The sequence below is a fragment of the Olleya sp. KKT75 genome, assembly GCF_055635485.1.
Map to the genome: position 1 here is coordinate 2,710,268 of NZ_CM145759.1, position 25,144 is coordinate 2,735,411.

Sequence of the window (25,144 nt, forward strand, 5' to 3'; positions counted from 1 at the left end):
ATACATATATTTTTTTCTCTGTAAGAATTAGAATATTTTGCATAACCAATAGATTAATATGATTTACACAATTATTTTTATAGCATTAGTTATACTTGTTATTTACGCGTTTTATGTCATGCGCCCAAAGAAGATTGAAATGTTCCCAAAGCATTGGCATGATCTTTTGGTAAAAAATGTTTTGTTTTATAAAAACCTTTCTGCAGCGGATCAAGCCATTTTCAGGAAGCGTATGTTGTTATTTTTAGGCGAAATAAATATTGATGGTGTTAATACAATAATCGAAGACTTAGATAAAATACTAATTGCTTCAAGTGCTATTATTCCTGTATTTGGTTTTTCAAATTGGAGTTATAATAACTTATCAGGTATTATTGTTTATCCTGATACCTTTAATGCTGATTTGCAATTTTCTGATAAAGATGAAAACAAAAAAATATTAGGAATGGTTGGAACGGGGAGATTTGAAAAACAAATGATTTTATCAAAAAAGGCCATACGTTTAGCATTTAGTAATAAAACCGATAAGCATAATACGCCCGTTCACGAGTTTGTACATTTATTGGACAAAATGGATGGCGAAACGGATGGTATGCCTGAATTTTTTTTAGGAAAAGAATATATTGGCCCATGGTTAGAGCTAATGCATAAAGAAATGGAGCGTATTAATAATGATGCCTCTGATATAAGAAAATATGGCGGTACCAGTCAAGCTGAATTTTTTGCGGTTGCATCAGAGTACTTTTTTGAAAGACCTAAACTTTTTAAGCAAAAACATCCTGAATTATTTAAAATGCTTTCGCTTTGTTTTCAGCAACCTAAGCAGGGATCGTAAAATAAAAAGTGGTTCCTTTTCCTACTTCAGAGTCTAACCATATTCTACCACTATGGGCTTCGACTATTTTTTTACAATGTGCTAATCCAATTCCTGTACCTTCATACTCGTCCCTAGAATGCAAACGTTGAAAGATAGAGAAAATACGGTCTTTATGTTTTTCTGGTATTCCTATTCCATTATCTGTGATAGAAAACACCCAATAGTCAACGCTCTCTACATTAGATTGCAGATTACAATCAATTGAAATAATAGGTTTTACTCCTTTTTTTGTAAACTTAATACCGTTACTTATCAGGTTCTGAAACAATAATCTAAGTTCTAATTCTGCCCCTTTAATTGTAGGTAGGTCAGTGGTAATAATTGTAGACTCTGTTCTATCAATAACGTTTTTTAAATCGTCTTTTAAAATAGAAATCACACTATTACAATTTATGTTCGTTGTGTTTTTACTTTTTCCAAGTCTAGAATACTGCAGAATGGCATCAATAAGTTTTTGCATTCTTGCGCTAGATTGACTAATAAAATTAAGACTCATTTTACCGTTATCGTCTAGTTTGTCTTCATATTCTTCGACTAATAAATCTATTAATCCAGTAATTGTAATTAAAGGTTCTTTTAAATCATGACTTGCAATGTATGCAAACTGCTCAAGCTCGTCATTTTTTATCTCTAACTCAAGACTCTGTTTTTGGATAGCAGCATTTTTGTCTTTTAATTTTTTGTTTAATTTTTTCTTACTTAGGTAACTTCTATAAATAAGTATCCCGCCCAATACCGCTAAACTGATTAAGGTTATTAGTAAGATGTTTATGGTTTTTTGAGTGTTAAGCTGAGATTCTTTTTGTTTTAAAATAAACTCTTTAGTTTCAATTTCAGCAATTTGGTTCTGTATAAAATTATGTTGCTTTTGTATTTCCAGATTACGGCTAATAATGTTTTGATCTTGACTTTTAATAAATTCAATTTGACGCTTAATATTGTCTTCTAAATCTTGTTCTATTTTAACTTTATCTTCAAATCGCTGTTTATGTAATTCGCTTTGATTGGATAGTGTTTCAATCCATTTATCTTGTGTAACTACAGTGTTTAATATGGTGTCTATTTTACTTTCTTGCGTATTGATTTGTTGTTTCTGTGATAATATTTCAGCATCTTTTGTAACAAGGTTTTCTTGTTGTTCTGCTTCTGTTTTTTTTGAAGCTTCAAGATCAGCTTCACTATTTTGGTATAAATCTTTCCATTTTTGGGAGGAGCTAATAGCGTATTGTTGTAACGAGTTTGCTATTTTAAAACCTTCTTTATCAATAGTCTTGTTATTAATTTCATATTCAAAAGAATCTCCAACATTTACCATATTAATCATGGTTGTGTGGTAATTGTAATCTTCTGTAACTAGTAATATATTTTGACCTGAAATTTTATTTAAGATGTAATTGATGTCAAAATTGAAGGATTTATTGACGTACAGTAATTGTACGTCTTTGACATCTTTAACGCTATTAAAATTAACTACCGTAACTGGTTTGTTGTTTATGTTACGTTTTTGTGCTAAAGATTTAAAGTCTATTATAGCACGGTCCGGACCTAGTACACCTATTTTAAATTGTGTAGCATCTATTTGATTTGGCCAACCTACTTGTTGTGCAAAATTGTATACAAAAATGGCCCGTTGTAATCTTTTTACTTGCTGATTTGTTGTTTGGGCATGAATTGATAAACCATAAAAACACAGTAAAACACAAACCACTACTGATTTGTGTTTTAGATTATAGAGTGTTGTTTTTAGGTTTGACTTCATTATAGTTTTAAAAAGGCTCTCATGTAAAAGTTAGAACCATTAACTCCAAATTGTTGCACACGTCTACTGTAAACAAAATTACCATTATCAATATTGGCAGAGTGTGTGTGTTTATCTGGATAGACGTTAAATATGTTATTACCACCTAAGGTCAGCTCAATACTACTATTAAATTTGTAAGAAACAGCTAAATCTGTAAGTAATTTAGGTGTAAATTTTTGATCTCTAGATTCTACTTCTCCAGATAATTCATTTAAAACCCAATTGTCACGATTACCATCTTCTGGATGTATAAAGCTGACGTCACCAAAATAGGTGTTTCCTAAAGATACTTTATAACTGTCAAACTCATAAGACAACAGGTTGTTTATCTTATAGTTTGGTTGTCCAGATTCTACTCTTGCAATTTCTTCTCTATTAAATAAGACATCTTCCTGACCAACTAAAGATTCTGATACTTTAATATCACCGATGACCTTTGTCTTATTAAAGTTTGCTGCTAAAGAGGCATTTAGTTTTCCTGATCCAATAATTGTTTTGTATTGTATAGCGGCATCTAAACCAGTGGTTCTAGAGTCTATGGCGTTTGTAAAAAACTGAGCAGCTCCTACATTAAAGGGTTCTAAGATACTTTCATAACCTTCATCAAAACGACCAGATAATACAATACGATCTTTAATTTTGATGTAGTAATAATCTAAAGTGAAAGAAAAATTATCTTTTAATTTACCGTTAATTCCTAAGCTATAATGTCTAGATAATTCAGGCTTTAAGTTTTCAATTTTAAAAGCTTCTTGCGCTACAGCACTTTCGTTATTAAACGTACCTACTTGAATAATTTCACCATTAATAAATTGCGAGCTTATATTCTGAAAATAAACTTGGTGTAGGGAAGGAGCTCTAAATCCTGTAGAAATACCACTTCTAATACCTAAGGCATCATTAACTCTATATAGACCGGAAACTTTCCAAATTAACTGTCCACCAAAATCGTTATAAGATTCAAATCTAGCAGCAGTTTTGATTAATAGTTTTTCAGTAATGTTAGTTTCAATATCAATATATCCGGCACTATTTGTTCTAAATCGACTTAACTCATTCTCTGGCTGAAAACCAGGAAATACTTGTGCTCCTGGAATACGCGGTTGTTCGTCGCCAAAGGCATCTATATACGTACTGCCTCCGTCAATAAAAGACGCTTCTTCTCCAGCAATAATTTGATAGTTTTCAACTCTTAATTCTGCACCAAAAGCAATGTTTACACCATGTAACCAATCATAAGTTCTAGACAGATCTAAATTGGATGTGCTTTGTTTGTAAGCAAATCCTCCTGAATAAAATGTTTTTGGAGAAGCAATACCTAATGAGGCATTAATAGAATTATTTACCGTGTAGTCTAAAGCATTTTTTCCAATAGAATGGCTAAAATCTATATCCCAATTATTTTTGACACCTCTAATTCCGGCTGTTACCGCATCATCTTGTATGTCGGTTAAAATTTGTGGAGAAAACCCATTAGGAAACAACTCTAAGACCACACGGTCTTCATCCTTTGGTAATCTATAAAATCCTTTAGCTTGACCTTCTCTGTAGTTTCTGCTACCGTTAAAATAAAAGGTTGTAATTTCAGAAATAGGAATTTCACCATTAAAAGTAATGGCTAAGTTTTGTGTTTTGGCACTTCCAATTTCCATTATTTTTTGATCATCGTATCCTGTATTATTAAAAAAGTTGTGCTCACTAACTAATTGTGCGTCTTCAATAGGTGTATCAGAATAAACAGGTCCAGTATAATTACCCGCTCTGTTAGTAGATTCTCTACTGCGGTATTCTCCAGTAATATTTATAAACCCTTCCGTACCAATATCAAATCCAAAATTAGCGCCAAAATAACTTGTTTGTCCGTCTCCTTCTTTATTAACACCAACGCGTCCAACGATATCAATAACTTCAACTTGTTGTTTTAAAATAATATTTACAACACCGGCAATAGCATCAGATCCATATTGCGAGGTTGCACCATCACGCAAAATTTCTATGCGCTCTACAGAGGCAACAGGAATAGCATTAAAATCTGTTCCAACAGTTCCTCTTCCAACAGTTCCGTTAACATTTAATAATGCACTATTATGGCGACGTTTTCCGTTTACTAAAACCAATACTTGATCAGGTCCTAAACCTCTTAATGTGGCAGGATCTATGTGATCTGTACCATCAGAAATAGTTTGAGTAGTAGAGTGGAAGGACGGCACTAGATAATGTAAGATATGACTTAGCTCTATTTGTGTTGCATTTGTAAGTTCTTGCGGAGAAATAATGTCTACAGGAGCAGTGGTTCTTAAAGAAGATATTGGTTGTGCTCTAGATCCTAAAGATACTGGTTGGTCTATAGAAAAACCGGTTTCTAATTTAAAATCTAAGGTTGCTGTTTCTCCAACTTTAACTGTAATACTTTTTGATATGGAATTGTACATTACAAAACCTGCTGTAATAACATAATCACCTTCTTCTAATTGCAACGTATAAGTTCCGTTTACATCGGTAGAGGTATTTAAATTAGTACCTTCAATACTCAGTTTAGCACCCGGAAGTGTTCCAAATTGATCAGAAACATTACCAGTAATAGTCGCTCTTTCTTGGCTATAAGCATTTAGTTGTAGACAAAATAAAAAGATACAAGTTATGTATGGTTTTATGGAAAAAGACATGTTAGTTAGTTGTTATGCACTTTTTAAACCGTTAAAATAAATTAACAGTAATGCGTTATTCTGTGTTTAATGACAACACAACAGAATAGATATTATACGGTTTTTTGTTTGTAATGGCTTTCTATTAAGGTTGTTAATAAACTAGCAGATAAAGGCTTGTTTATAAAGTCCTCAAGTAAATCTATAGTTTTAAAACGCTTATAATCGTCAGGATTATTAGAAGTCGTTAATAAAATTATCTTTATTGATGATGTAAAATTTGTGTCTAGCTTATTATATTCTTCAATAAATTCCCAGCCATTCATGGCAGGCATATTTATATCTAAAAAAATAAGATTAGGTTTAATGGCTAAGCCTTTACTAGCATCTTCAAGATATTTTAAAGCTTTTAAAGCACTGTTAACAGATATAACTTGATTAAAATCATCATGTTTGTTAACTATTTTTTCGTTATAAAAATTAATAACTTTGTCGTCATCAATTAAGAGGGTAAAGTCTACGGGAAAATTAATTTGCATGTTACAATATTAAATATATTTATCAAATGTCAGAGATAAATTAGATTCATTTTTTTTTATTCGCTGAATGGCTTAAAAGCAACGACTACTAGCAGGTTCCGAATAGATGAACACCAATTATGTATTGGGCAAATTTGTTTAACTTTACCTTATAAAAAAACAAAAGATGTTAGAAGAGTTACAACAAAATTACGGGTATTTATTTGAAGATGAATTGATTCAAGAAATTAATAATGTTGGGACTTATAAAGATATTCCTGAGGGTTTTAAATTAATCGAAATTGGTGACTACATAAAGTCAATGCCACTTTTAGTAAGTGGCGCTATTAAAATTTTGAGGGAAGATGAAGATGGTGACGAATTGATACTATACTTTATAGAGCAAGGAGATACTTGTGCCATGACATTGTCTTGTTGTTTAGGTAATTCTAAAAGTGAAATTAGGGCTGTTGCCGAAACCGATACTAAATTAATCATGGTGCCCATTGTAAAAATGGAAGAGTGGTTAGGTAAGTATAAATCTTGGCAAAAATTTGTGTTACAAAGCTATCATAATCGAATGTCAGAATTGTTAGAAGCTATTGATACCATTGCTTTTTTAAAGATGGATCAGCGTTTGTTTAAATACTTAAAAGACAAGGCGATGGTTAATCATAATGAAGTTATACATGTCACGCATCAAGAAATTGCAAGAGATTTACACACCTCTAGAGTCGTGATTTCTAGATTATTAAAAACCTTAGAAATTGATGGTAAAATAAAACTTCATCGAAATAATATTAAAGTAATTGATTTATAAGCGTAACAACTGTTACATATAATTACTATTTAAAACAGTAGTTTTGTTTTCGATAATTTAACCTATGGATTTTACACAAATTTTTACTTACGTTGCAGCATTTTTAATTGGAGCTATTTTGGGCTTAATTGGTGGTGGTGGTTCCATTTTAACAGTACCATTATTGGTTTATTTTTTAGGGTTTAATCCAATAATTGCAACAGCGTATTCTTTATTTGTGGTAGGATCTTCATCTCTTGTAGGTGTGGTTCAAAAGTACCGTAAAGGATTAGTAGATTTTAAGACAGGTTTAGCCTTTTCGTTTCCATCATTTATTGCTGTTTTTATTTCTAGAAGATATTTGGTGCCAGCAATACCAGATGTGCTTTTTACAATAGGAGATTTTGCATTAACTAAAGGTATGGCAATCATGATATTTTTTGCTATTATCATGTTTTTGGCAGCTTTTTCAATGATTAAAACAAAACAAAAAGATTCTATTTCTAACGGGTCTCAACCCTATTACAAAACGTTTGTTCAAGGCATAATAATTGGTGTTATAACAGGGTTAATTGGTGCTGGAGGTGGTTTTTTATATGTTCCTGCACTGGTGCTTTGGGCTGGTTTAGATATGAAAAAAGCAGTCGGAACATCTTTAGTTATTGTAGCAATTAACTCATTAATAGGGTTTTCTGGAGATGCTCAAACTTTAGATATTGATTGGTTTTTTCTGTTAACTTTTTCTTTATTAACAATTGTTGGGATATTGGTAGGTGGTTATTTTTCTAAATTTGTTTCAGGAAAAAAACTAAAAAAGAGCTTTGGTTACTTTGTATTAGTAATGTCAATTTATATAATTTTTAAGGAGTTGGTTTTTTAATTATGTAACTTATGTTGCTGTAAAAATTTAAAAACATTAGTAAATTTGAAGAATTAAATAAGATGTTTAGCCTTAAGGCGAACACATTTTACCAAAATATAAAATAGAATTCAAAATGAACCGAGCTATTAAAGCGAACACATTTTACCAAAATATAAAATAGAATTCAAAATGAACCGAGCTATTAAAGCGAACACATTTTACCAAAATATAAAATAGAATTCAAAATGAACCGAGCTATTAAAGCGAACACATTTTACCAAAATATAAAATAGAATTCAAAATGAACCGAGCTATTAAAGCGAACACATTTTACCAAAATATAAAATAGAATTCAAAATGAACCGAGCTATTAAAGCGAACACATTTTACCAAAATATAAAATAGAATTCAAAATGAAGATAGAGCAGATTTATACAGGTTGTTTGGCACACGCAGCCTATTATATAGAAAGTAATGGAGAAGCAGCAATTTTTGACCCATTAAGGGAAGTGCAGCCATATATAAAAAGAGCAAAGCAAGACAATGCTAAAATAAAATATATTTTTGAAACGCATTTTCATGCAGATTTTGTGTCTGGCCATTTAGATTTAAAAGAAAAAACAGGCGCTCAAATTGTATTTGGACCCACAGCAAAACCATCTTATGATGCAGTTATAGCAACGGATGGTCAAATATTTGAAGTAGGAGACTATAAAATAAAAGCCATCCATACACCAGGTCATACTATGGAAAGCACGACGTATCTTGTCATTGACCAAAATGGAAAAGAGCACGGTATAGTTACAGGAGACACATTATTTATTGGAGATGTTGGACGTCCTGATTTAGCACAAAAAATAGCATCAGACTTAACACAAGAAAAGCTAGCAGGGTATTTATTTGATTCGCTTCGTAATAAAATTATGACGTTACCAGATAGTGTTATTGTATATCCAGCACATGGCGCTGGTTCTGCTTGTGGTAAAAACATGAGTAAAGAAACCACAGATACTTTAGGACATCAAAAGGAAGTTAATTATGCATTACGTGCAGATATGACTAAAGACGAATTTATTGCTGAAGTATTAGACGGGTTATCAGAGCCACCAGCATACTTTCCTCAAAATGTTATGATGAACATCAAAGGTTATGAAAGCTTTGATAAAGTCATGACTAAATCTCAGAAACCATTAACTCCAAAGGCTTTTGAAGCTGCAGCTAATGAGACAGAAGCTATTGTTTTAGATGTGCGTAATCAAACCGAATTTATAAAAGGACATATTCCTCGTTCTATATTTATTGGTATTGATGGTGGATTTGCGCCTTGGGTTGGTGCATTGATTGCAGACGTTAGTCAGCCGGTTTTATTAGTCGCTCCAAAAGGTAGAGAAGAAGAAGTAATCACACGTTTATCTCGTGTTGGTTTTGATAATGTAATTGGGTATTTAGACGGTAGTTTTGAGGCTTGGAAAAGTTCAGGAATGGATTATGATACATTAACATCAATCTCTGCAGAAGAGTTTGCTAAACGATACGAAGAAAACAAAGACGTTATTTTTGATGTTAGAAAAGATGGCGAATTTACTGCCGAGCATGTTGATGGTGCAAAACACACCGCTTTAGATAATCTAAACAGTCATTTAAGCGAGTTTCCAGAAGATAAACCGTTTTACATTCATTGTGCTGGTGGTTACAGATCTGTAATTGCAGCATCAATATTAAAAAGCAGAGGTATTCATAACTTAATAGATGTCGCCGGAGGTTATGGTGCCATCAAGAAAACAGACATACCAAGAACAGACTTTGTTTGTCCTACAACATTAAAATAATATTAAAGTTATTTTTAGTTAGTAAAAGCGCGTATTGCATAATTGTAATACGCGCTTTTTTTTGTGTAACATTAGTTACCGTTTAAGATTTCAATTTGTAGTAAATTTATATATTACTTTAATACTTTGGCCTTACGGCGAAACAGTTTTACCAAAATTTAAAATAGAATTAAAAATGAACCGAGCATTTTAGCGAACACATTTTACCGAAATTTAAAATAGAATTAAAAATGAACCGAGCATTTTACCGAAATTTAAAATAGAATTAAAAATGAACACTTCAATAGTAGTACAAAACTTAAAATGTGGTGGTTGTGCAAACACTATCACTACAAAATTAGCCGAAATAGAAAACATCTCTGAGATAACAATAGATGTTGACAATAGTGTAGTAGCATTTAATCATAATAATCAAGCAGAAGCTTTAGTAGTAAAAGAGCGACTTAAAGCATTAGGTTACCCTTCAATAGATGATGATAATAATTTAGTATCTAAAGCTAAATCTTTTGTTAGTTGTGCTACTGGAAAGCTTTCACAATAAAAAAAAATCATGAAAAAGGTCTACTTACTTATAATAGTATCGTTGTTTTTGGTTAGCTGCAATAATTCTAAAAATAAAAAACGTTCTGCATTTGACACACAAATGGAGGCTAATAAGCATCCTGGAAAAAAGCTAATGGAAACAAACTGTTACACATGTCATAGTCCAACAGCAAGTCAATCTGAAAGGATTGGACCGCCAATGATTGCTATCAAAAAGCATTATATAGATAAAAATACAACTAAAGCGCAATTTGTAGAAAATATGCAAGCATGGGTCAAAAATCCCAATGCACAAGACGCTAAAATGTTTGGAGCAGTAAAACGTTTTGGTGTTATGCCAAAGCAAGCATTTCCAGAAGAGACAATTGCTAAAATAGCAGACTATATGTTTGATTATGATATTGATCAACCAGATTGGTTTGAAGCCCATTTTAATGAAGAAAATGGTAACCATAAAGGAAATAGAAATAAAAATAACGTTAACCAGCAGCAGTCAGAAGTAAATTTTAAAGATTTACCGTACGCGGAACGTGGATTAAAATATGCCTTAACAACTAAAGCTGTTTTAGGAAAAAACCTAATGGGAACTATCCAGAAAAAAGGGACGTTAGAAGCTTTGGCGTTTTGTAATGAAAAGGCTTATCCTTTAACAGATAGCATGTCTGTAGTTCATAATGCAATCATAAAAAGAGTTTCCGACAAACCAAGAAATCAAAATAATTTAGCAAATAATAAAGAATTAACGTATATTAAATCTTTTAAAAACGACATCAAAAATAATACAGAACCAAAACCTATAGTTGATGTTTTAGATAGCAAAGTACTTGTATATTATCCTATAACAACAAACGCAATGTGCTTGCAATGTCATGGTAAACCAAATCAAGATATTAAAAGACCAACATTAAATAGTCTTGCTAATTTGTACCCTGAGGATAAGGCAACAGGTTATTCTATAAATCAGGTTAGAGGTATTTGGAGTATTAGTTTTGATAAATAAATAAAATTAATAATGAGTAAATTTTCAGAAATAATAAATCAAGATTCACCAGTTTTGGTGGATTTTTATGCCGAGTGGTGTGGGCCTTGTAAAACAATGAGCCCTATTTTAAAAGATGTAAAAGATAGTTTAAAAGAACGCGTTTCAATTATAAAAATTGACGTAGATAAAAACCAAGAATTAGCATCTAAATATCAAGTTAGAGGTGTGCCAACGTTATTGTTATTTAAAAATGGAAAACAAGTTTGGAGACAATCAGGTGTGCTACAAAAAAACGAATTGATTGATGTTATTACAGCAACGTATTAATGGATTTAAACGCAGATTTTTGGGATAATAGATACCAATCTAATGATATTGGTTGGGATTTAGGAACCATTTCTCCGCCATTGCAAGCTTATTTTGATCAGTTAACTAATTTAGATTTAAAAATTTTAATTCCTGGTGGTGGTAATAGTCATGAAGCAGAATACCTTTATAATAAAGGCTTCAAGAATATCTTTGTTGTCGATTTATCTAAAACAGCTTTAGATAACTTAAAAGCTAGAGTACCCGATTTTCCATCATCAAATTTGATTTTAAATAATTTTTTTGATTTAAATATGACGTTTGATTTAATTATAGAGCAAACTTTTTTTTGTGCTCTAGATCCAAGTTTAAGAAATGCTTACGCTAAAAAAGCTTCTGAGATTTTAAATTCAAAAGGTAGCGTTTCGGGATTACTATTTGATGCTGTGTTAAATACAACGCATCCACCTTTTGGAGGTAGTAAAACGGAGTATTTAGGCTATTTTAGGCCCTATTTTGATATTAAGATTATGGACGAGGCTTATAACTCAATAAAGCCAAGAGCAGGACGAGAATTGTTTTTTATCATTCAAAAAAAAGGATAACTAACAAAGGTTTGATAAAACTGATATTTGTCATATTAAATTTAAAAAGGCAATAGTAATTTTACACTATCAAATAACGACATAAATTTTATACTATGATATCTCAAAACATTGCATTATACAATTGGAACAACGGAGTAATAATGATTGCTATATTCGCGCTTGTTTGCTTAGGACTTATTGGTTTATTAGTAAGTTCAATGACAAACAGTGATAGAGATAAAGAAGAGCCAAAAGAAAGATAATTTAAAACATTACAGATAATAATTTAAAAAGCGCATATTATGCGCTTTTTTTTATGCAATAAAGTGTTTGTTTTAGCTATTGTTAACACTTATAATAGGATAGGGAATACGTATGGTTTAAGTCACAAATGTTACAAACCAACTTGCTCTTCTAGAGTAATTTTATACTATAAATAATTAAAACTCGATATACTATGAATACGCTAGAAACAACACCACAAGACACATTTGCAATGCCAAGAATTGGTGATAAAGCACCAGAATTTACAGCAGTAACGACGCAAGGAAATATTAATTATCCATCAGATTATAAAGGCAAATGGTCTATATTATTTAGTCATCCTGCAGATTTCACACCTGTTTGTACCTCTGAGTTTATGACATTTGCGCATTTAGAAGAAAAATTTGAAAAAGCTAACTGTAGTCTTATCGGTTTGTCTATTGATGGTTTGTATAGTCACATTGCTTGGTTAAGAACAATAAAGGATAAAATTGAATTTAACGGAATGAAAAACATTGAAGTTAAATTTCCTTTAATTGAGGATATCTCGATGGAAGTTGCCAAAAAATATGGAATGATTCAACCCGGAGAAAGCAAAACACAAGCAGTTAGAGCTGTCTTTTTTGTAGATCCAAACGAAACCGTTAGAGCTATCATTTATTATCCATTAAGTTTAGGTCGTAATTTTGATGAACTTTACAGAGCTTTAATAGCTATGCAAACTTCAGATAAGTTTAATGTAGCTACTCCTGCAGATTGGAATCCTGGAGATGATGTAATTGTATCTCCTGCTGGATCATGTGGTGTTGCTGAAGAACGTATGACATCTACCGAAGATTTAGACTGTAAAGACTGGTTTTTCTGTACTAAAAAACTAGATAAAGACTTAGTCTTAGATGCAATCTTAAAAAAATAATTCAAACTAATTATAAATAACAAAAAAGCCTCATTTTCGAGGCTTTTTTGTGATAAAGGTTACACAGCGTTTAAGCGTTGTGTCGTATTTTTATAGTCTAAAAACTAGGATATGGAAGACATGCTCTTTTACGATAGGTTGCAGTTTGCATTTACTATCACATTTCATTATATATTTCCACAATTAACCATGGGATTATCATTATTGATTGTCTTTTTTAAAGGAAAGTATTTAATAAATAACATCGAAAAGTATAACAATGCAGCAAAATTTTTAATGAAAATTTTTGCTATCAATTTTACCATGGGAGTGGTTACAGGAATTCCAATGGAGTTTCAATTTGGTACCAATTGGGCGAAGTTTTCAGAACTCACAGGTGGTATTATTGGTCAGACTTTGGCTATGGAAGGGATGTTTTCTTTCTTTTTAGAATCCTCGTTTTTAGCACTCTTTATTTTTGGTGAAAAACTAATGGGACAAAAACTACACTTTCTAACAGGTTTTCTAGTCTTTTTAGGCTCTTGGGCAAGTGGATGGTTTATTCTAGCTACTAATGCTTGGATGCAACATCCTGTAGGTTATGAGGTTTTAGAAAACGGTAAATTTGTTTTAGAAAACTTTTCAGCACTCTTTACAAATCCTTGGCTATTACCAGCCTTTTTGCACAATCAAATAGCATCTGTGGTTACGTCTTCGTTTGTTGTAGCAAGTATTGGTGCATTTTATGTATTAAGAAATAAACAAACGGAATACGGGAAATTATTCTTAAAAACAGGTGTGATTTTTGGATTAATATCTAGTGTATTGGTTGCTTTTCCAACAGGTGATTGGAATGCTAAAAATGTTGCAGAATACCAACCAGCTTCTTTTGCTGCTATGGAAGGGATTTTTGAAACAGAAGAGGCTGGAGCCGAAATTGTTTTAGTTGGACAACCTAATATGGTAGAAAAGAAGCTAGATAATAAAATAGCAGTACCTAATATATTAAGCTTTTTAACCCATCAAGATTGGGATAAACAAATTCCGGGAATGGATCAGTTTAAAGAAGAAGAATTGCCAAGTAATATTCCTGCGCTTTATTATTCTTATCACATAATGGTTGGATTAGGAACTATTTTTATAGGTGTAATGGCATTGGCACTTTTCTTTTTATGGCGAAAAAAACTATACACATTAAAACCATTATTATGGACCATTATGTTTTTGGTGCCATTTCCTTATATCGCAAACCTTACAGGTTGGTATACTGCAGAACTAGGACGTCAACCCTATCTAGTGTATGGTTTATTAAAAACTAGGGATGGGATTTCGCCAACAGTATCTTCAGGAAACACGTTATTTACATTACTTGGTTTTGTAGCTTTATATATGCTTTTAGGCTTGTTATTTCTAGTCTTAGTTGGTAAAACTATTAATCAAGGTCCAAAACCTCAAACACATTAATTATGGAAGTATTTTGGTATATAGCAATCGCTATTGTTTTAGCAGTGTTTTTTATTTTAGATGGTTACGACTTTGGTACAGGAATCATTCATTTGTTCTTTGCTAAAAAAGAAAAAGACAAAGAAGTCATCGCAAAATCGGCTGGATTATTTTGGGATTCTAACGAGGTTTGGTTAGTTGCAGCAGGAGGGATGCTTTTTATGGCGTTTCCAACATTTTACGCGTCTGTATTTAGTGGCTTTTATTTACCATTAATTATAGTGCTATGGCTAATCATATTTAGAGCTATTGGTTTAGAGTTTAGAGGTCAATTTAAGTATCAAATGTGGAAAGACATTTGGGACACCTCATTTGGCGTGTCAAGTTTGTTATTAGCTTTGTTTTTTGGTATTGCTTTAGGTAATATTGTTAGAGGTGTAAACTTAGGAGGTGTTGAAAATGGAGTTTCAGCTTACGAAGGACATTATTTTTTCTTACCCTTATGGGATAGTAGTTTTAGTCCATTGAGTGATACACCAGGAATTATAGACTGGTTTACAATTATTATAGGGTTAATTTCTGTGATCACCTTAGCTATTCATGGTGCTAATTGGGTGATTTTAAAAACTAATTCTTCAATTAATACCAAACTTAAAGGTGTCATTTTTAAGTTGAATATCGCTCTAGTAATACTAACGGTGTTTTCCCTATTTGTATGGCAAATTGTTAACCCTAACTCGCTAGATAACTTTATAAAAAGGCCTTATTTAATAGTCTTTCCTCTTATTTATCTTACAGGATTAATTGGATTGTTTTTTATCAACAAACTAAAGAAAGAAAGTCATGGTTTTATGTTTTCAACCTTATTAATTTTAGGGGGAATTACATCGTCATTGGCGTCATTATTTCCGGTTATATTACCGTCTATCAATAATACGCATGAGCATTTAACGATTTACAATACAGCTACAGAAAGTTATGGTTTATCAGTAGCTTTTAATTGGGCAATTATTGGTTTTATTCTGATTGTTATTTACTTCATTATTCAAAAAAGACTAATGGCAGGAAAAGTTGACAAAATGGATTACGGACACTAGTGTAAACTTACTATTATGACAGGGACTTTAATTTCACTAGTTAGTATTCTTATTGGCATTATTGCGGCTAATATCTTTGGTGTTTTTTATAAAAAGTACTCTTTTGGGTTCATAGGAAACACTTTAGTCGGTGTTTTTGGAAGTATTTTTTTAATCAAATCTTTTGGAAGATTAGGTTTTGATCCCTGGTCAATAATGCAAAATGAAAGTTTTAATATAACTTTATTCGTCGTCAATTGTTTTGTCTCTATTTTAGGAGGCGTTTTAGGACTTGTAGTTGCTAAATTAATCTATAAAAAACTGAATAAATAACTATTTATTCAGTTTACATGATATTAGTCATCTAATTTAATATCAATTCATTATACATTTGTTAACCACTTGGTTAAACCATGTAGTTATAATGAGAAAAGCAAAAGATAAAAACACAGAAGAACTAATACTAAATGCTGCAAAAAGCATATTCCAATCTAAAGGAATGGATGGCGCACGCATGCAAGAAATAGCAGATAAAGCAGGTATTAATAAAGCTATGTTGCATTATTACTACAGAAGTAAGCAGTTATTGTTTGAATCGGTATTTAAAAACGCCTTTAGCTTATTAGCGCCTCAATTAAATGCGGTTTTAAATGACGAGTCTACTATTGAAGACAAGGTGAGAAACTTCACGTCAAACTATATAGCATTCATTGTTAAACATCCTTATTTGCCAAATTTTATCATTCAAGAACTCAATAGAAATCCAGGGTTTATTATAAAACTGAAAGACAACCCAAGTTTTTTAAACCTTGATAAATTTAAACTTCGAGTAGAACAAGAAATTGAAAAAGGCATTATAAAACCAATTAGTGCAGAACAATTATTCATCAATATTATGGCATTAAATATTTTTCCGTTTGTTGCAAAACCGTTGCTTATGGCCTTTACAGATACAGATGATGACGCTTACAGTCAACTGATAGAAGATAGAAAAACAGAAGTTGCCGACTTTATTATTAATTCTATAAAGCTCAAATAATATGAAGCAGTTATTCATCATTTTATTATTCTTAATTGGTTTGCCAAGTGTTGCGCAACAAAGCATTACGTTAGAGGAATGTTACCAATTAGTAACAGAAAATTATCCGTTAGCAAAACAGTCCAAACTTTTAGAGGCGCAAAACAAATTGGATGCAGAAGTTATTGCTACTTCAAAATTACCACAGTTAAGTTTAGATGCGCAAGCGACGTATCAGTCTGATGTGATTGAATTTCCTTTGGCAATGTCAGGAATTGAACCATTAAACAAAGACCAATATCGTGCAACTGTTTCTGTAAATCAGCTTATTTATAATGGAAGAGCAACAGAGGCGTCTTTAAATTTAAAATCGGCGCAATTAAAAACGAAACAAAAACAAGTCGAAGTCAGTTTATACCAACTAAAACAGCAAATGAATCAACTCTATTTTTCTGTTTTATTAGCGCAAGAATCTCAGTTATTATTAAAAGCGAAAAAAACGCAATTAGAAGCCAAGCTAAAGGAAGTACAATCAGGAATTAAGTATGGTGTTATTTTACCAACTTCAGATAAAATTTTGGAGGCTGAATTATTAAAAATACGTCAACAATTCAACGCATTAGAAAGTAACAAAGTAACTCTTATTGAAACGTTATCTAGTTTAATAAGTCAACCATTACAAGCGTCTACAACATTTCAAAAACCACTTATAGAAACACAATTACAAACAGAAATAGTAAGACCAGAATTAGAATTATATCAACTTAAAAAAGAAGAAATTGAAAATTCTGAAACCCTGTTATCTAAACAAAATGCACCTAAATTACTAGGTTTTGCAACAGGAGGTTATGGCAATCCTGGATTAAATATGTTGGATAATTCGTTTCAAACATTTTATACAGTTGGTGTTAAAGTGAATTGGACTATTTTGGATTGGAAAGCGAACAAAAAACAAAGAGAATCATTAGCTATCAACAAAGATTTTATAGATAATGAAACTGAAGTTTTTAAACTCAATACTAACATTGCGTTAAACCAACAACAGAAAGAAATCGATAAAATTGAATCTTTTATCACATCAGATTTAGAAATAATTAACCTTAGAAAAGACGTGCTTAAATCTGCAGAATCACAACTTAAAAATGGTGTGATTACGTCTTCAGCATACATCACAGAGCTTACTAATTTATACGAAGATGAAAATACCATGGTTAAGCATAACATTCAGTTACAACTAGCAAAAGCAAATTACAATGTCATTAAAGGACAATAAAAAGAGAAAGATGAATAAGAGCACATATATAATCGGATTAGGCATCATGTTTTTTACATTCTTTTCTTGCGGAAACGATAACGGAAAAGCAGATGGTTACGGGAATTTTGAAGCAACAGAAATAACCATTTCAGCAGAAAATAATGGAAAACTGATGCAGTTTAATCTTGATGAAGGTGATATACTTCAAAAAGAACAATTTATTGGCTATATCGATACTATTCCGTTAGCATTAAAACGTGAGCAGTTAGAGGTTTCTAAAGCTGTAATTGCTTCAAAGTCTAGAGGTGTTTTATCACAGATTAATGTATTAAATGCAAAGCTTAAAACTGCAAACACAAATAAAACACGCGCTCAAAACCTTATAAAGGACAATGCGGGAACACAAAAACAATTGGATGATGTTTTAGGCGAAATGGATGTAATAAAAAGCCAAATTAGAAGTGTCGAAATACAGAATGCACCTGTCGTGAATGAGCTTAAATCTATTGATGTGCAGTTAAAACAAATTGATGACCAAATCCAAAAAAGTAACATCACAAATCCTGTAATCGGAACTGTTTTAACCAAATATGCAGAACCAAATGAAATTACCGCTTTTGGAAAACCATTGTATAAAATCGCAGATTTAAGCACCATGCAATTACGAGTTTATATAAGTGAAACGCAATTACCAAATATTAAAATAGGGCAAGAAGTAACTGTTAAAATTGATGATGCCGATACTATGAAATCCTATAAAGGAACGATTAGCTGGATAGCTTCGGAAGCAGAATTCACACCAAAAATAATTCAAACTAAAGAAGAACGTGTGGCATTAGTTTATGCTGTAAAAGTAGACGTTCAAAATGATGGAAGCCTAAAAATTGGAATGCCTGCAGAACTATGGCTAAATACTGCAGAATGAGTATCACAGTTTCTAACATATCAAAATCTTACAAAAGCGTAAAAGCTTTAGAAAACATTTCTTTTAATGTAAAAGAAGGTGAGCTTTTTGGTCTTATTGGTCCTGATGGCGCAGGTAAAACAACGTTGTTTAGAATTTTAACTACGCTCTTAATTGCTAATGATGGTTTTGCAACGGTTGCTGATTTTGATGTAGTTGCAGACTATAAAAAGATTCGAAATAATGTAGGCTATATGCCAGGGAAATTTTCGCTTTATCAAGATTTAACCATTGAAGAAAATTTAAATTTCTTCGCAACAATTTTCGGAACAACCATAGAAGAAAACTACGATTTAATAAAAGAGATTTATGTTCAAATTGAACCTTTTAAAAACCGTCGTGCAGGAAAACTATCTGGAGGAATGAAACAAAAACTGGCTTTATGCTGTGCTTTAATTCATAAACCAAAAGTGTTGTTTTTAGATGAGCCAACAACAGGAGTGGACCCAGTGTCGAGAAAAGAATTTTGGGACATGCTTAAACGTTTGCAACAAAAAGGTATTACCATTTTAGTATCTACACCATATATGGATGAAGCTGCTTTGTGTGACAGAATTGCATTGATTCAAGATGGTAAAATTTTACAGATAGATACACCTCAAGCCATTGTAAAGCATTATCCAAAACAGATTTATAACGTTAGAGCAAATAATACGTATCAACTTATTAAGAGTTTAAAGACTTACGAATATAATCATAGTGTCTATCCTTTTGGTGAGTTTGTGCATTATACAGATTGTAGAGCAGATTTTAATCCTAAGGATTTAATACTGTATTTAGAATCTAGAAACCTAACTAATATAGAAGTTAATAAAACACAACCAACCATTGAAGACACCTTTATGGAACTAGCAAAATAATGAGTAACGAAAAAGTCATACAAGTAGAAGGGTTAACCAAAATGTACGGAGATTTTGCAGCTGTTGATGCCATTACTTTTGATGTCAAAAAAGGTGAAATATTTGGATTTTTAGGCGCTAATGGAGCTGGGAAAACAACAGCTATGAAAATGCTAATTGGTATTTCTAAACCAACTGCAGGAAAAGCTAAAGTTGCAGGATTTGATGTTTATAAACAAGCTGAAGACATCAAGAAAAATATTGGTTATATGAGTCAGAAATTTGCTTTGTATGACGATTTAACGGTTAAAGAAAACATCACATTCTTTGGAGGGATTTATGGACTATCCAGAAAACGAATAAAAGAAAAAACAGCAATCTTGCTTGAAGAGCTGGGATTGGATGACGTAGCAAACCAATTAGTCGGTGCTTTACCTTTAGGTTGGAAACAAAAATTATCTTTTTCTGTGTCCTTAATTCATGATCCAAAAATTGTGTTTTTAGATGAGCCAACAGGAGGAGTAGATCCTATTACTAGACGTCAGTTTTGGGAAATGATTTACAAAGCAGCTAATCAAGGCACAACCATTTTTGTAACCACACATTATATGGATGAAGCTGAGTATTGCGACCGCGTGTCTATTATGGTAAACGGAAAAATAGAAGCTTTAGATACACCTAAAAAGCTTAAGCAACAATTTAACGTTGCAAATATGAACGATGTGTTTTTAAAACTAGCTAGAGGATGAAAAGATTCATAGGTTTCATAAAAAAAGAATTCTATCACATTTTTAGAGATAGACGCTCGTTGTTTATTCTATTCGGAATGCCAATAGCACAAATTATGTTATTTGGTTTCGCGATTACCAATGAAATAAACAATGTCGATATTGCAGTTTTAGACCATTCAAAAGACGTAACAACAAAAGAAATTATTAATAAAATTTCAGCTTCAAAATATTTTAGTATCAATCAATTTATTGAGAAAGAATCAGATATTGAAACTATTTTCAAAAAAGGAAAAGTAAAAGCAGTTTTAAATTTCGAAGCAGGTTTCAGTAAAAAGATAATCAAAGATCATAAAGCAACTATTCAGATTATTACAGATGCTACAGATCCAAATACTGCAAATACCATAAGTAATTATGTCAATGCCATTCTTCAGCAATATCAAAAAGAATTGAATAAAGACATCACAATCGCCTATCAAATTGTACCACAAACTAGAATGGTTTACAATCCAGAATTAAAAAGCGTGTACATGTTTGTTCCTGGTGTTATGACTATCATTTTAATGTTAGTTTCTGCAATGATGACATCCATTTCTATTACAAGAGAAAAGGAATTAGGAACTATGGAAATCCTTTTAGTGTCACCAATAAAACCAATTCAGGTTATTGTTGGTAAAGTGTTTCCGTATATTTTTCTGTCTATTATAAACGCCATCGTCATTGTAGTTTTAAGCATATTTATATTTAAAATGCCAGTCCAAGGAAGCTTGTTTTTATTAGGTTTTGAAAGCGTATTATTCATAATCACAGCATTAGCTTTAGGTATTTTAATCTCAACAATTTCTGCAACACAGCAAACAGCAATGATGATTTCTTTAATGGGATTAATGCTACCTGTAATTCTATTATCAGGCTTTATTTTCCCAATCTCCAGCATGCCAATACCATTGCAAGTGATTAGTAACATCATTCCTGCAAAATGGTTTATCATCATCATAAAAGGGATTATGCTAAAAGGAGTAGGGTTACAATATCTATGGAAAGAAACCTTGATTTTAGTAGGAATGACGATCTTTTTTATGGGATTAAGTGTAAAGAAATATAAAATTAGATTGGAGTGAAAAATTGAATAGAAATGTAAAAACACCCCTAAAGTCCCCTCGAGGGGACGGCTCACTCGGTTGAATTGGCGGATTGTCCTCTTAAGGGGCTTTAGGCTTGTAAAATATAATAAAGCAAGGGTTATTTTCTTATGTAACTATGTTTAATTTAAATAAAGATTCCTGCTGAAGTTTATCTTTAGCGGAACCGAAAGGTGGGAAATAATATGAAAACAATACTATACATCATACAAAAGGAGTTCAAGCAAATCTTTAGAAATAGAGGCATGCTTCCTATCATTTTTGTTTTGCCATTATTTCAGCTCGTTATATTATCTAACGCAGCTACTTTTGAAGTAAAGAATATTAAATTCGGTTATATTGATAATGATCTCACATCAACGTCTAGAGCGTTAGTTGAAAAATTTAATGCTTCTACTTATTTTAATGTGTTAACGGATTTTCCTTCGGAAGCATTAGCAAGTGCTTCCATGTTAAAAGGCGATGTGGATGTGCTTTTACAAATTCCACACTATTTTGAACGTGATTTACAAAAAGATAAGCATAACAGTTTGGGTGTAACTATTAATGCTATTGATGGCGCAGCAGCAGGAGTAGAAAATGTATATGTCACACAAATTGTACAACGTTTCAATCAAAACATAAAAGTGAATTTGTTACAAGTTTCAGACAAACAAATACAACCAATTACCATAGCGGCTATTCCATTATTTTGGTATAATAAAACTTTAAATTATAAAACTTTTATGGTTCCTGGTATACTGGTTTTACTAGTCACCATGATTACGCTCTTCCTGTCAGGAATGAATATTGTCCGCGAAAAAGAAATTGGTACTCTAGAACAAATCAATGTTACACCAATTAAAAAGAGTCAATTTATTATTGGGAAACTTTTTCCGTTTTGGGTCATAGGAATGGGCTTATTAACTGTAGGCTTAATTTTAGCAAAGGTCATATTTAATGTTCCTATGCTTGGTAGTTTGCCTTTACTATATTTTTATACATCAATTTATATCCTGGTTATTTTAGGCATCGGTTTATTCATTTCTAACTTTACAGATACACAACAACAAGCCATGTTTATTGCTTGGTTTTTTACAGTCATTTTTATTTTAATGAGTGGTTTATTTACTCCAATAGAAAGTATGCCTAAATGGGCACAAACCCTTACCGAATTTAACCCAATACGATATTTTGTAGAAGTCATGCGTATGGTGATGCTTAAAGGTTCTGGTTTTATAGATATTCTTCCTCAGTTATTAAAAACGCTTCTTTATGCCTTTATTATGAATGGATTAGCGGTTTGGAGTTATAAGAAAACGAATTAAAACACTTGTGTAACAAAAGTGACTGTACGGTGTTTATGTTGAAGTTATCTTTATATAAAAATAACAATCATGTCTAAAATAGTCATTTTAGGAGCCGGTATTGCTGGTCACGTGGCAGCAACTCATTTACGTAGAAAACTACCCAAAAAACACGAAGTTGTTGTAGTGTCTCCTAACAGTAATTACCAATGGGTACCATCTAATATTTGGGTTGGAATTGGAAGAATGAAATCGGAGAAAATTTATTTCCCATTAAAACCTTTATATAAAAAGAAGGGGATTGGTTATAAACAAGCAAAAGCAATTTCGTTTTTTCCTGAAGGCGATAGAACGGAAGAAAAACCTTATGTTTTATCGGAATATGTAGTAGGAGACAATAAAGGCCAACAAGAAAAAATAACATATGATTACTTAATTAATGCTACAGGTCCAAGACTTAATTTTGAAGCTACTCCAGGTTTAATTCCTGGTAAAAACAAAGCTTATTCTGTTTGTACATATTCTCACGCAGACCATGCTTGGGAAGGTTTAAAGGAAATCATCCAGCAAATGAAAGCTGGTAAAAAAACTAAAATTTTAATAGGTACAGGGCACGCCAAATCAACTTGTCAGGGTGCTGCTTTTGAATATATATTAAATGTAGAACAAGAATTGCGACGTCATAATGTTCGTGATATGGCAGAAGTCACTTGGATTTCTAACGAATACCAACTAGGAGATTTTGGGATGGATGGTATGTTATTAAGTTATGGTAGTATGACTATGAAATCTCATGAAATGGTCGAAATGGTTTTTGAAGACAGAGACATCAAATGGATCCTTGGAGCTGGCGTAAACAAAATTGAAGACGGTATAGCGCATTACGAAAATTTAGAAGGAGAATATAAAGTAGAAACTTATGATTTTGCAATGTTAATTCCTTCGTTTTCTGGTCACGGTTTTAAAGCTTATGATAAAAATGAAAACGACATCACAGAAAAACTATTTAAAGGCTTTATGATTGTTGACGCCGATTACACGTCAAAACCATACGAAGAATGGTCTGTAAAAGATTGGCCAGAAACGTATCAAAATCCGAGTTATAAAAACATTTTTGCACCAGGAATTGCATTTGCACCACCACACGCCATTTCTAAACCAAGAACTAGCAAAAACGGAACGCCAATTTCGCCAGCACCTCCACGTACAGGAATGCCTTCTGGTATTACTGCCAAATTGGTCGCCGATAATATTATAGATTCTATTAAAAGTGGTAAAGAATCTTTAAATCACAAAGGTTCTATGGGAAATATGGGAGCAGCTTGTATTGCTTCGGCTGGTTATGGAATGACAAAGGGGAGTGGTGTTAGTATTACAACCTACCCAATTGTCCCAGATTACGAAAAATATCCAAAAACACAAGGTAGGCAATTAGGAAAAACTTTTGGAGAAATAGGTTTAGCTGGACATTGGTTAAAACTAGCGTTGCATTATGCGTTCATCTATAAAGCAAAAATGAAACCTTTTTGGTGGTTGATTCCAGAATAAATTTTCTTAAATATTATTTTAGTTTTAACTAATGGGTTTTGAGTAAGCGGAAATGAGTAATGTCCCCTTGAGGAGGCTTTAGGGGTATTTTTCTAAACTCACAACCGATTTTATAAATCAACAAACTTTCAACAATTAAAAAAAATACCATGACAGAAAGAATATCAAGATATCAAAGATTTAAAATGATGAATCCCATCATTCAGTTTTTCAAATTCATTTATTTGAGTATAAAAATAATGCTTGTGGTAGCCGGAGGGCATGGCGGAACAAGAAATTAAATACTTGATGTAGTTAGATAATTTTATATGGATTCTGAAGTTATAATATGTACACCCATAGCAACCATTTTAATCTTAATAGTTTCAAATACTTCTAGATCTAAAGGTTTAGCAGCATCTTCAATAAAATAACATTCAAAACCTTCTTGAATAGCATCGCGAATAGAAAAGTAAACACAAATATCAGATGCAAGACCACAAAAATAGAGCTTTGTGACCTCCTTATCTTTTAGATAACCTGTTAATCCTGTTGATTTTAAATGATTATTATCATAAAAGGCGCTATAACTATCAATATTAATATCGGTACCTTTTCTAAAAATGGCCTCGTATTTTGTAGTGTCTAATTCTGGATGTAATTCGGCTCCTTTACTGCCTTGTACGCAATGTTCCGGCCATAAGGTTTGCAATTTCCCGCGCCATTCTATGCTATCAAAATTAGATTTATTATCATGGTTTACAGCAAAGCTAGAATGCGTTTTTGGATGCCAATCTTGCGTAGCTACAATCAAATCGAATTTATCTTGTATGGTATTTATTACGGGAACAATGTTATCTCCATCGGGCACTGCAAGAGATCCGCTAGGCATAAAATCGTTTTGTACATCAATGACTAAAAGTGTTTTCATAGTTTGACTATTTTTTAATGAATT

Annotated in this window: 25 protein-coding genes; 21 read left to right on the plus strand and 4 right to left on the minus strand. The window is 32.0% G+C overall.

The window, feature by feature from the left end:
* Positions 1–58: 58 nt before the first annotated feature.
* The gene (locus ACZ2G2_RS12110) at positions 59–835 is read left to right on the plus strand and encodes a M90 family metallopeptidase (protein ID WP_470392357.1); all 777 of its coding nucleotides are present in this window, start codon (positions 59–61) and stop codon (positions 833–835) included.
* Here ACZ2G2_RS12110 and ACZ2G2_RS12115 read toward each other — a convergent pair.
* From ACZ2G2_RS12115 to ACZ2G2_RS12125, 3 genes are all read right to left on the minus strand, one after another.
* Positions 819–2,636: a YfiR/HmsC family protein gene (locus ACZ2G2_RS12115; RefSeq protein WP_470392359.1), complete on the minus strand. Its 1,818-nt coding sequence runs from the start codon at positions 2,634–2,636 to the stop codon at positions 819–821. The genes ACZ2G2_RS12110 and ACZ2G2_RS12115 overlap by 17 nt on opposite strands.
* On the minus strand, positions 2,636–5,344 hold the full coding sequence (locus ACZ2G2_RS12120; RefSeq protein WP_470392361.1) for a TonB-dependent receptor: 2,709 nt from the start codon (positions 5,342–5,344) through the stop codon (positions 2,636–2,638). The genes ACZ2G2_RS12115 and ACZ2G2_RS12120 overlap by 1 nt, the downstream gene beginning before the upstream one ends.
* 92 nt (positions 5,345–5,436) lie before the next feature.
* On the minus strand, positions 5,437–5,862 hold the full coding sequence (locus ACZ2G2_RS12125; protein WP_470392362.1) for a response regulator: 426 nt from the start codon (positions 5,860–5,862) through the stop codon (positions 5,437–5,439).
* Between the two features lie 166 nt (positions 5,863–6,028).
* Between ACZ2G2_RS12125 and ACZ2G2_RS12130 the strand changes: the two genes are divergently transcribed.
* From ACZ2G2_RS12130 to ACZ2G2_RS12225, 20 genes are all read left to right on the plus strand, one after another.
* Positions 6,029–6,661, plus strand: a complete 633-nt coding sequence (locus ACZ2G2_RS12130; RefSeq protein WP_470392364.1) for a Crp/Fnr family transcriptional regulator — start codon at positions 6,029–6,031, stop codon at positions 6,659–6,661.
* Positions 6,662–6,725: 64 nt separating this feature from the next.
* Positions 6,726–7,520 carry a sulfite exporter TauE/SafE family protein gene (locus ACZ2G2_RS12135; RefSeq protein WP_090838775.1) on the plus strand — a complete coding sequence of 265 codons (795 nt, stop codon included), beginning with the start codon at positions 6,726–6,728 and terminating at the stop codon, positions 7,518–7,520.
* Positions 7,521–7,915: 395 nt separating this feature from the next.
* Entirely contained in the window at positions 7,916–9,331 is a 1,416-nt protein-coding gene (locus tag ACZ2G2_RS12140) for an MBL fold metallo-hydrolase (RefSeq protein WP_090838773.1), read from the plus strand.
* A 271-nt stretch (positions 9,332–9,602) separates the two neighbouring features.
* Positions 9,603–9,872 (plus strand): heavy-metal-associated domain-containing protein, encoded by a 270-nt coding sequence (locus tag ACZ2G2_RS12145; RefSeq protein ID WP_090838771.1) that lies wholly within the window; start codon positions 9,603–9,605, stop codon positions 9,870–9,872.
* Between the two features lie 9 nt (positions 9,873–9,881).
* Positions 9,882–10,874, plus strand: coding sequence for a c-type heme family protein (locus ACZ2G2_RS12150; RefSeq protein WP_470392366.1), 993 nt, complete (start codon positions 9,882–9,884; stop codon positions 10,872–10,874).
* 12 nt (positions 10,875–10,886) lie between these two features.
* Positions 10,887–11,183 carry a thioredoxin gene (gene trxA / locus ACZ2G2_RS12155; RefSeq protein ID WP_101202341.1) on the plus strand — a complete coding sequence of 99 codons (297 nt, stop codon included), beginning with the start codon at positions 10,887–10,889 and terminating at the stop codon, positions 11,181–11,183.
* Positions 11,183–11,767 (plus strand): class I SAM-dependent methyltransferase, encoded by a 585-nt coding sequence (locus tag ACZ2G2_RS12160; RefSeq protein ID WP_470392368.1) that lies wholly within the window; start codon positions 11,183–11,185, stop codon positions 11,765–11,767. Before trxA ends, ACZ2G2_RS12160 begins: the two co-directional genes overlap by 1 nt.
* Before the next feature lie 95 nt (positions 11,768–11,862).
* The gene (locus tag ACZ2G2_RS12165) at positions 11,863–12,012 is read left to right on the plus strand and encodes a hypothetical protein (protein WP_168800759.1); all 150 of its coding nucleotides are present in this window, start codon (positions 11,863–11,865) and stop codon (positions 12,010–12,012) included.
* A 194-nt stretch (positions 12,013–12,206) separates the two neighbouring features.
* On the plus strand, positions 12,207–12,929 hold the full coding sequence (locus ACZ2G2_RS12170; protein WP_470392369.1) for a peroxiredoxin: 723 nt from the start codon (positions 12,207–12,209) through the stop codon (positions 12,927–12,929).
* A 111-nt stretch (positions 12,930–13,040) separates the two neighbouring features.
* Positions 13,041–14,372 carry a cytochrome ubiquinol oxidase subunit I gene (locus tag ACZ2G2_RS12175; RefSeq protein WP_470392371.1) on the plus strand — a complete coding sequence of 444 codons (1,332 nt, stop codon included), beginning with the start codon at positions 13,041–13,043 and terminating at the stop codon, positions 14,370–14,372.
* Positions 14,373–14,374: 2 nt separating this feature from the next.
* The gene (gene cydB, locus ACZ2G2_RS12180; protein WP_470392373.1) at positions 14,375–15,448 is read left to right on the plus strand and encodes a cytochrome d ubiquinol oxidase subunit II; all 1,074 of its coding nucleotides are present in this window, start codon (positions 14,375–14,377) and stop codon (positions 15,446–15,448) included.
* A 15-nt stretch (positions 15,449–15,463) separates the two neighbouring features.
* Entirely contained in the window at positions 15,464–15,760 is a 297-nt protein-coding gene (locus ACZ2G2_RS12185) for a hypothetical protein (RefSeq protein WP_090838756.1), read from the plus strand.
* A gap of 91 nt (positions 15,761–15,851) precedes the next feature.
* Positions 15,852–16,466, plus strand: a complete 615-nt coding sequence (locus tag ACZ2G2_RS12190) for a TetR/AcrR family transcriptional regulator (protein ID WP_470392375.1) — start codon at positions 15,852–15,854, stop codon at positions 16,464–16,466.
* Between the two features lies 1 nt (position 16,467).
* Positions 16,468–17,718: a TolC family protein gene (locus ACZ2G2_RS12195; protein WP_470392376.1), complete on the plus strand. Its 1,251-nt coding sequence runs from the start codon at positions 16,468–16,470 to the stop codon at positions 17,716–17,718.
* A 10-nt stretch (positions 17,719–17,728) separates the two neighbouring features.
* Positions 17,729–18,625, plus strand: coding sequence for an HlyD family secretion protein (locus ACZ2G2_RS12200; RefSeq protein WP_470392378.1), 897 nt, complete (start codon positions 17,729–17,731; stop codon positions 18,623–18,625).
* On the plus strand, positions 18,622–19,524 hold the full coding sequence (locus ACZ2G2_RS12205) for an ABC transporter ATP-binding protein (RefSeq protein ID WP_470392380.1): 903 nt from the start codon (positions 18,622–18,624) through the stop codon (positions 19,522–19,524). The genes ACZ2G2_RS12200 and ACZ2G2_RS12205 overlap by 4 nt, the downstream gene beginning before the upstream one ends.
* Positions 19,524–20,252, plus strand: coding sequence for an ABC transporter ATP-binding protein (locus ACZ2G2_RS12210; protein WP_470392381.1), 729 nt, complete (start codon positions 19,524–19,526; stop codon positions 20,250–20,252). Before ACZ2G2_RS12205 ends, ACZ2G2_RS12210 begins: the two co-directional genes overlap by 1 nt.
* On the plus strand, positions 20,249–21,355 hold the full coding sequence (locus ACZ2G2_RS12215) for an ABC transporter permease (protein WP_470392383.1): 1,107 nt from the start codon (positions 20,249–20,251) through the stop codon (positions 21,353–21,355). The genes ACZ2G2_RS12210 and ACZ2G2_RS12215 overlap by 4 nt, the downstream gene beginning before the upstream one ends.
* A gap of 206 nt (positions 21,356–21,561) precedes the next feature.
* The gene (locus tag ACZ2G2_RS12220) at positions 21,562–22,683 is read left to right on the plus strand and encodes an ABC transporter permease (protein WP_470392385.1); all 1,122 of its coding nucleotides are present in this window, start codon (positions 21,562–21,564) and stop codon (positions 22,681–22,683) included.
* A gap of 69 nt (positions 22,684–22,752) precedes the next feature.
* On the plus strand, positions 22,753–24,210 hold the full coding sequence (locus tag ACZ2G2_RS12225) for an NAD(P)/FAD-dependent oxidoreductase (RefSeq protein WP_470392387.1): 1,458 nt from the start codon (positions 22,753–22,755) through the stop codon (positions 24,208–24,210).
* Positions 24,211–24,514: 304 nt separating this feature from the next.
* On the opposite strand, the gene pncA is transcribed toward ACZ2G2_RS12225, so the two are convergent.
* A complete protein-coding gene (gene pncA / locus ACZ2G2_RS12230; protein ID WP_470392389.1) occupies positions 24,515–25,120 on the minus strand; it encodes a bifunctional nicotinamidase/pyrazinamidase in 606 nt (201 codons plus the stop codon).
* Between the last annotated feature and the right edge of the window lie 24 nt (positions 25,121–25,144).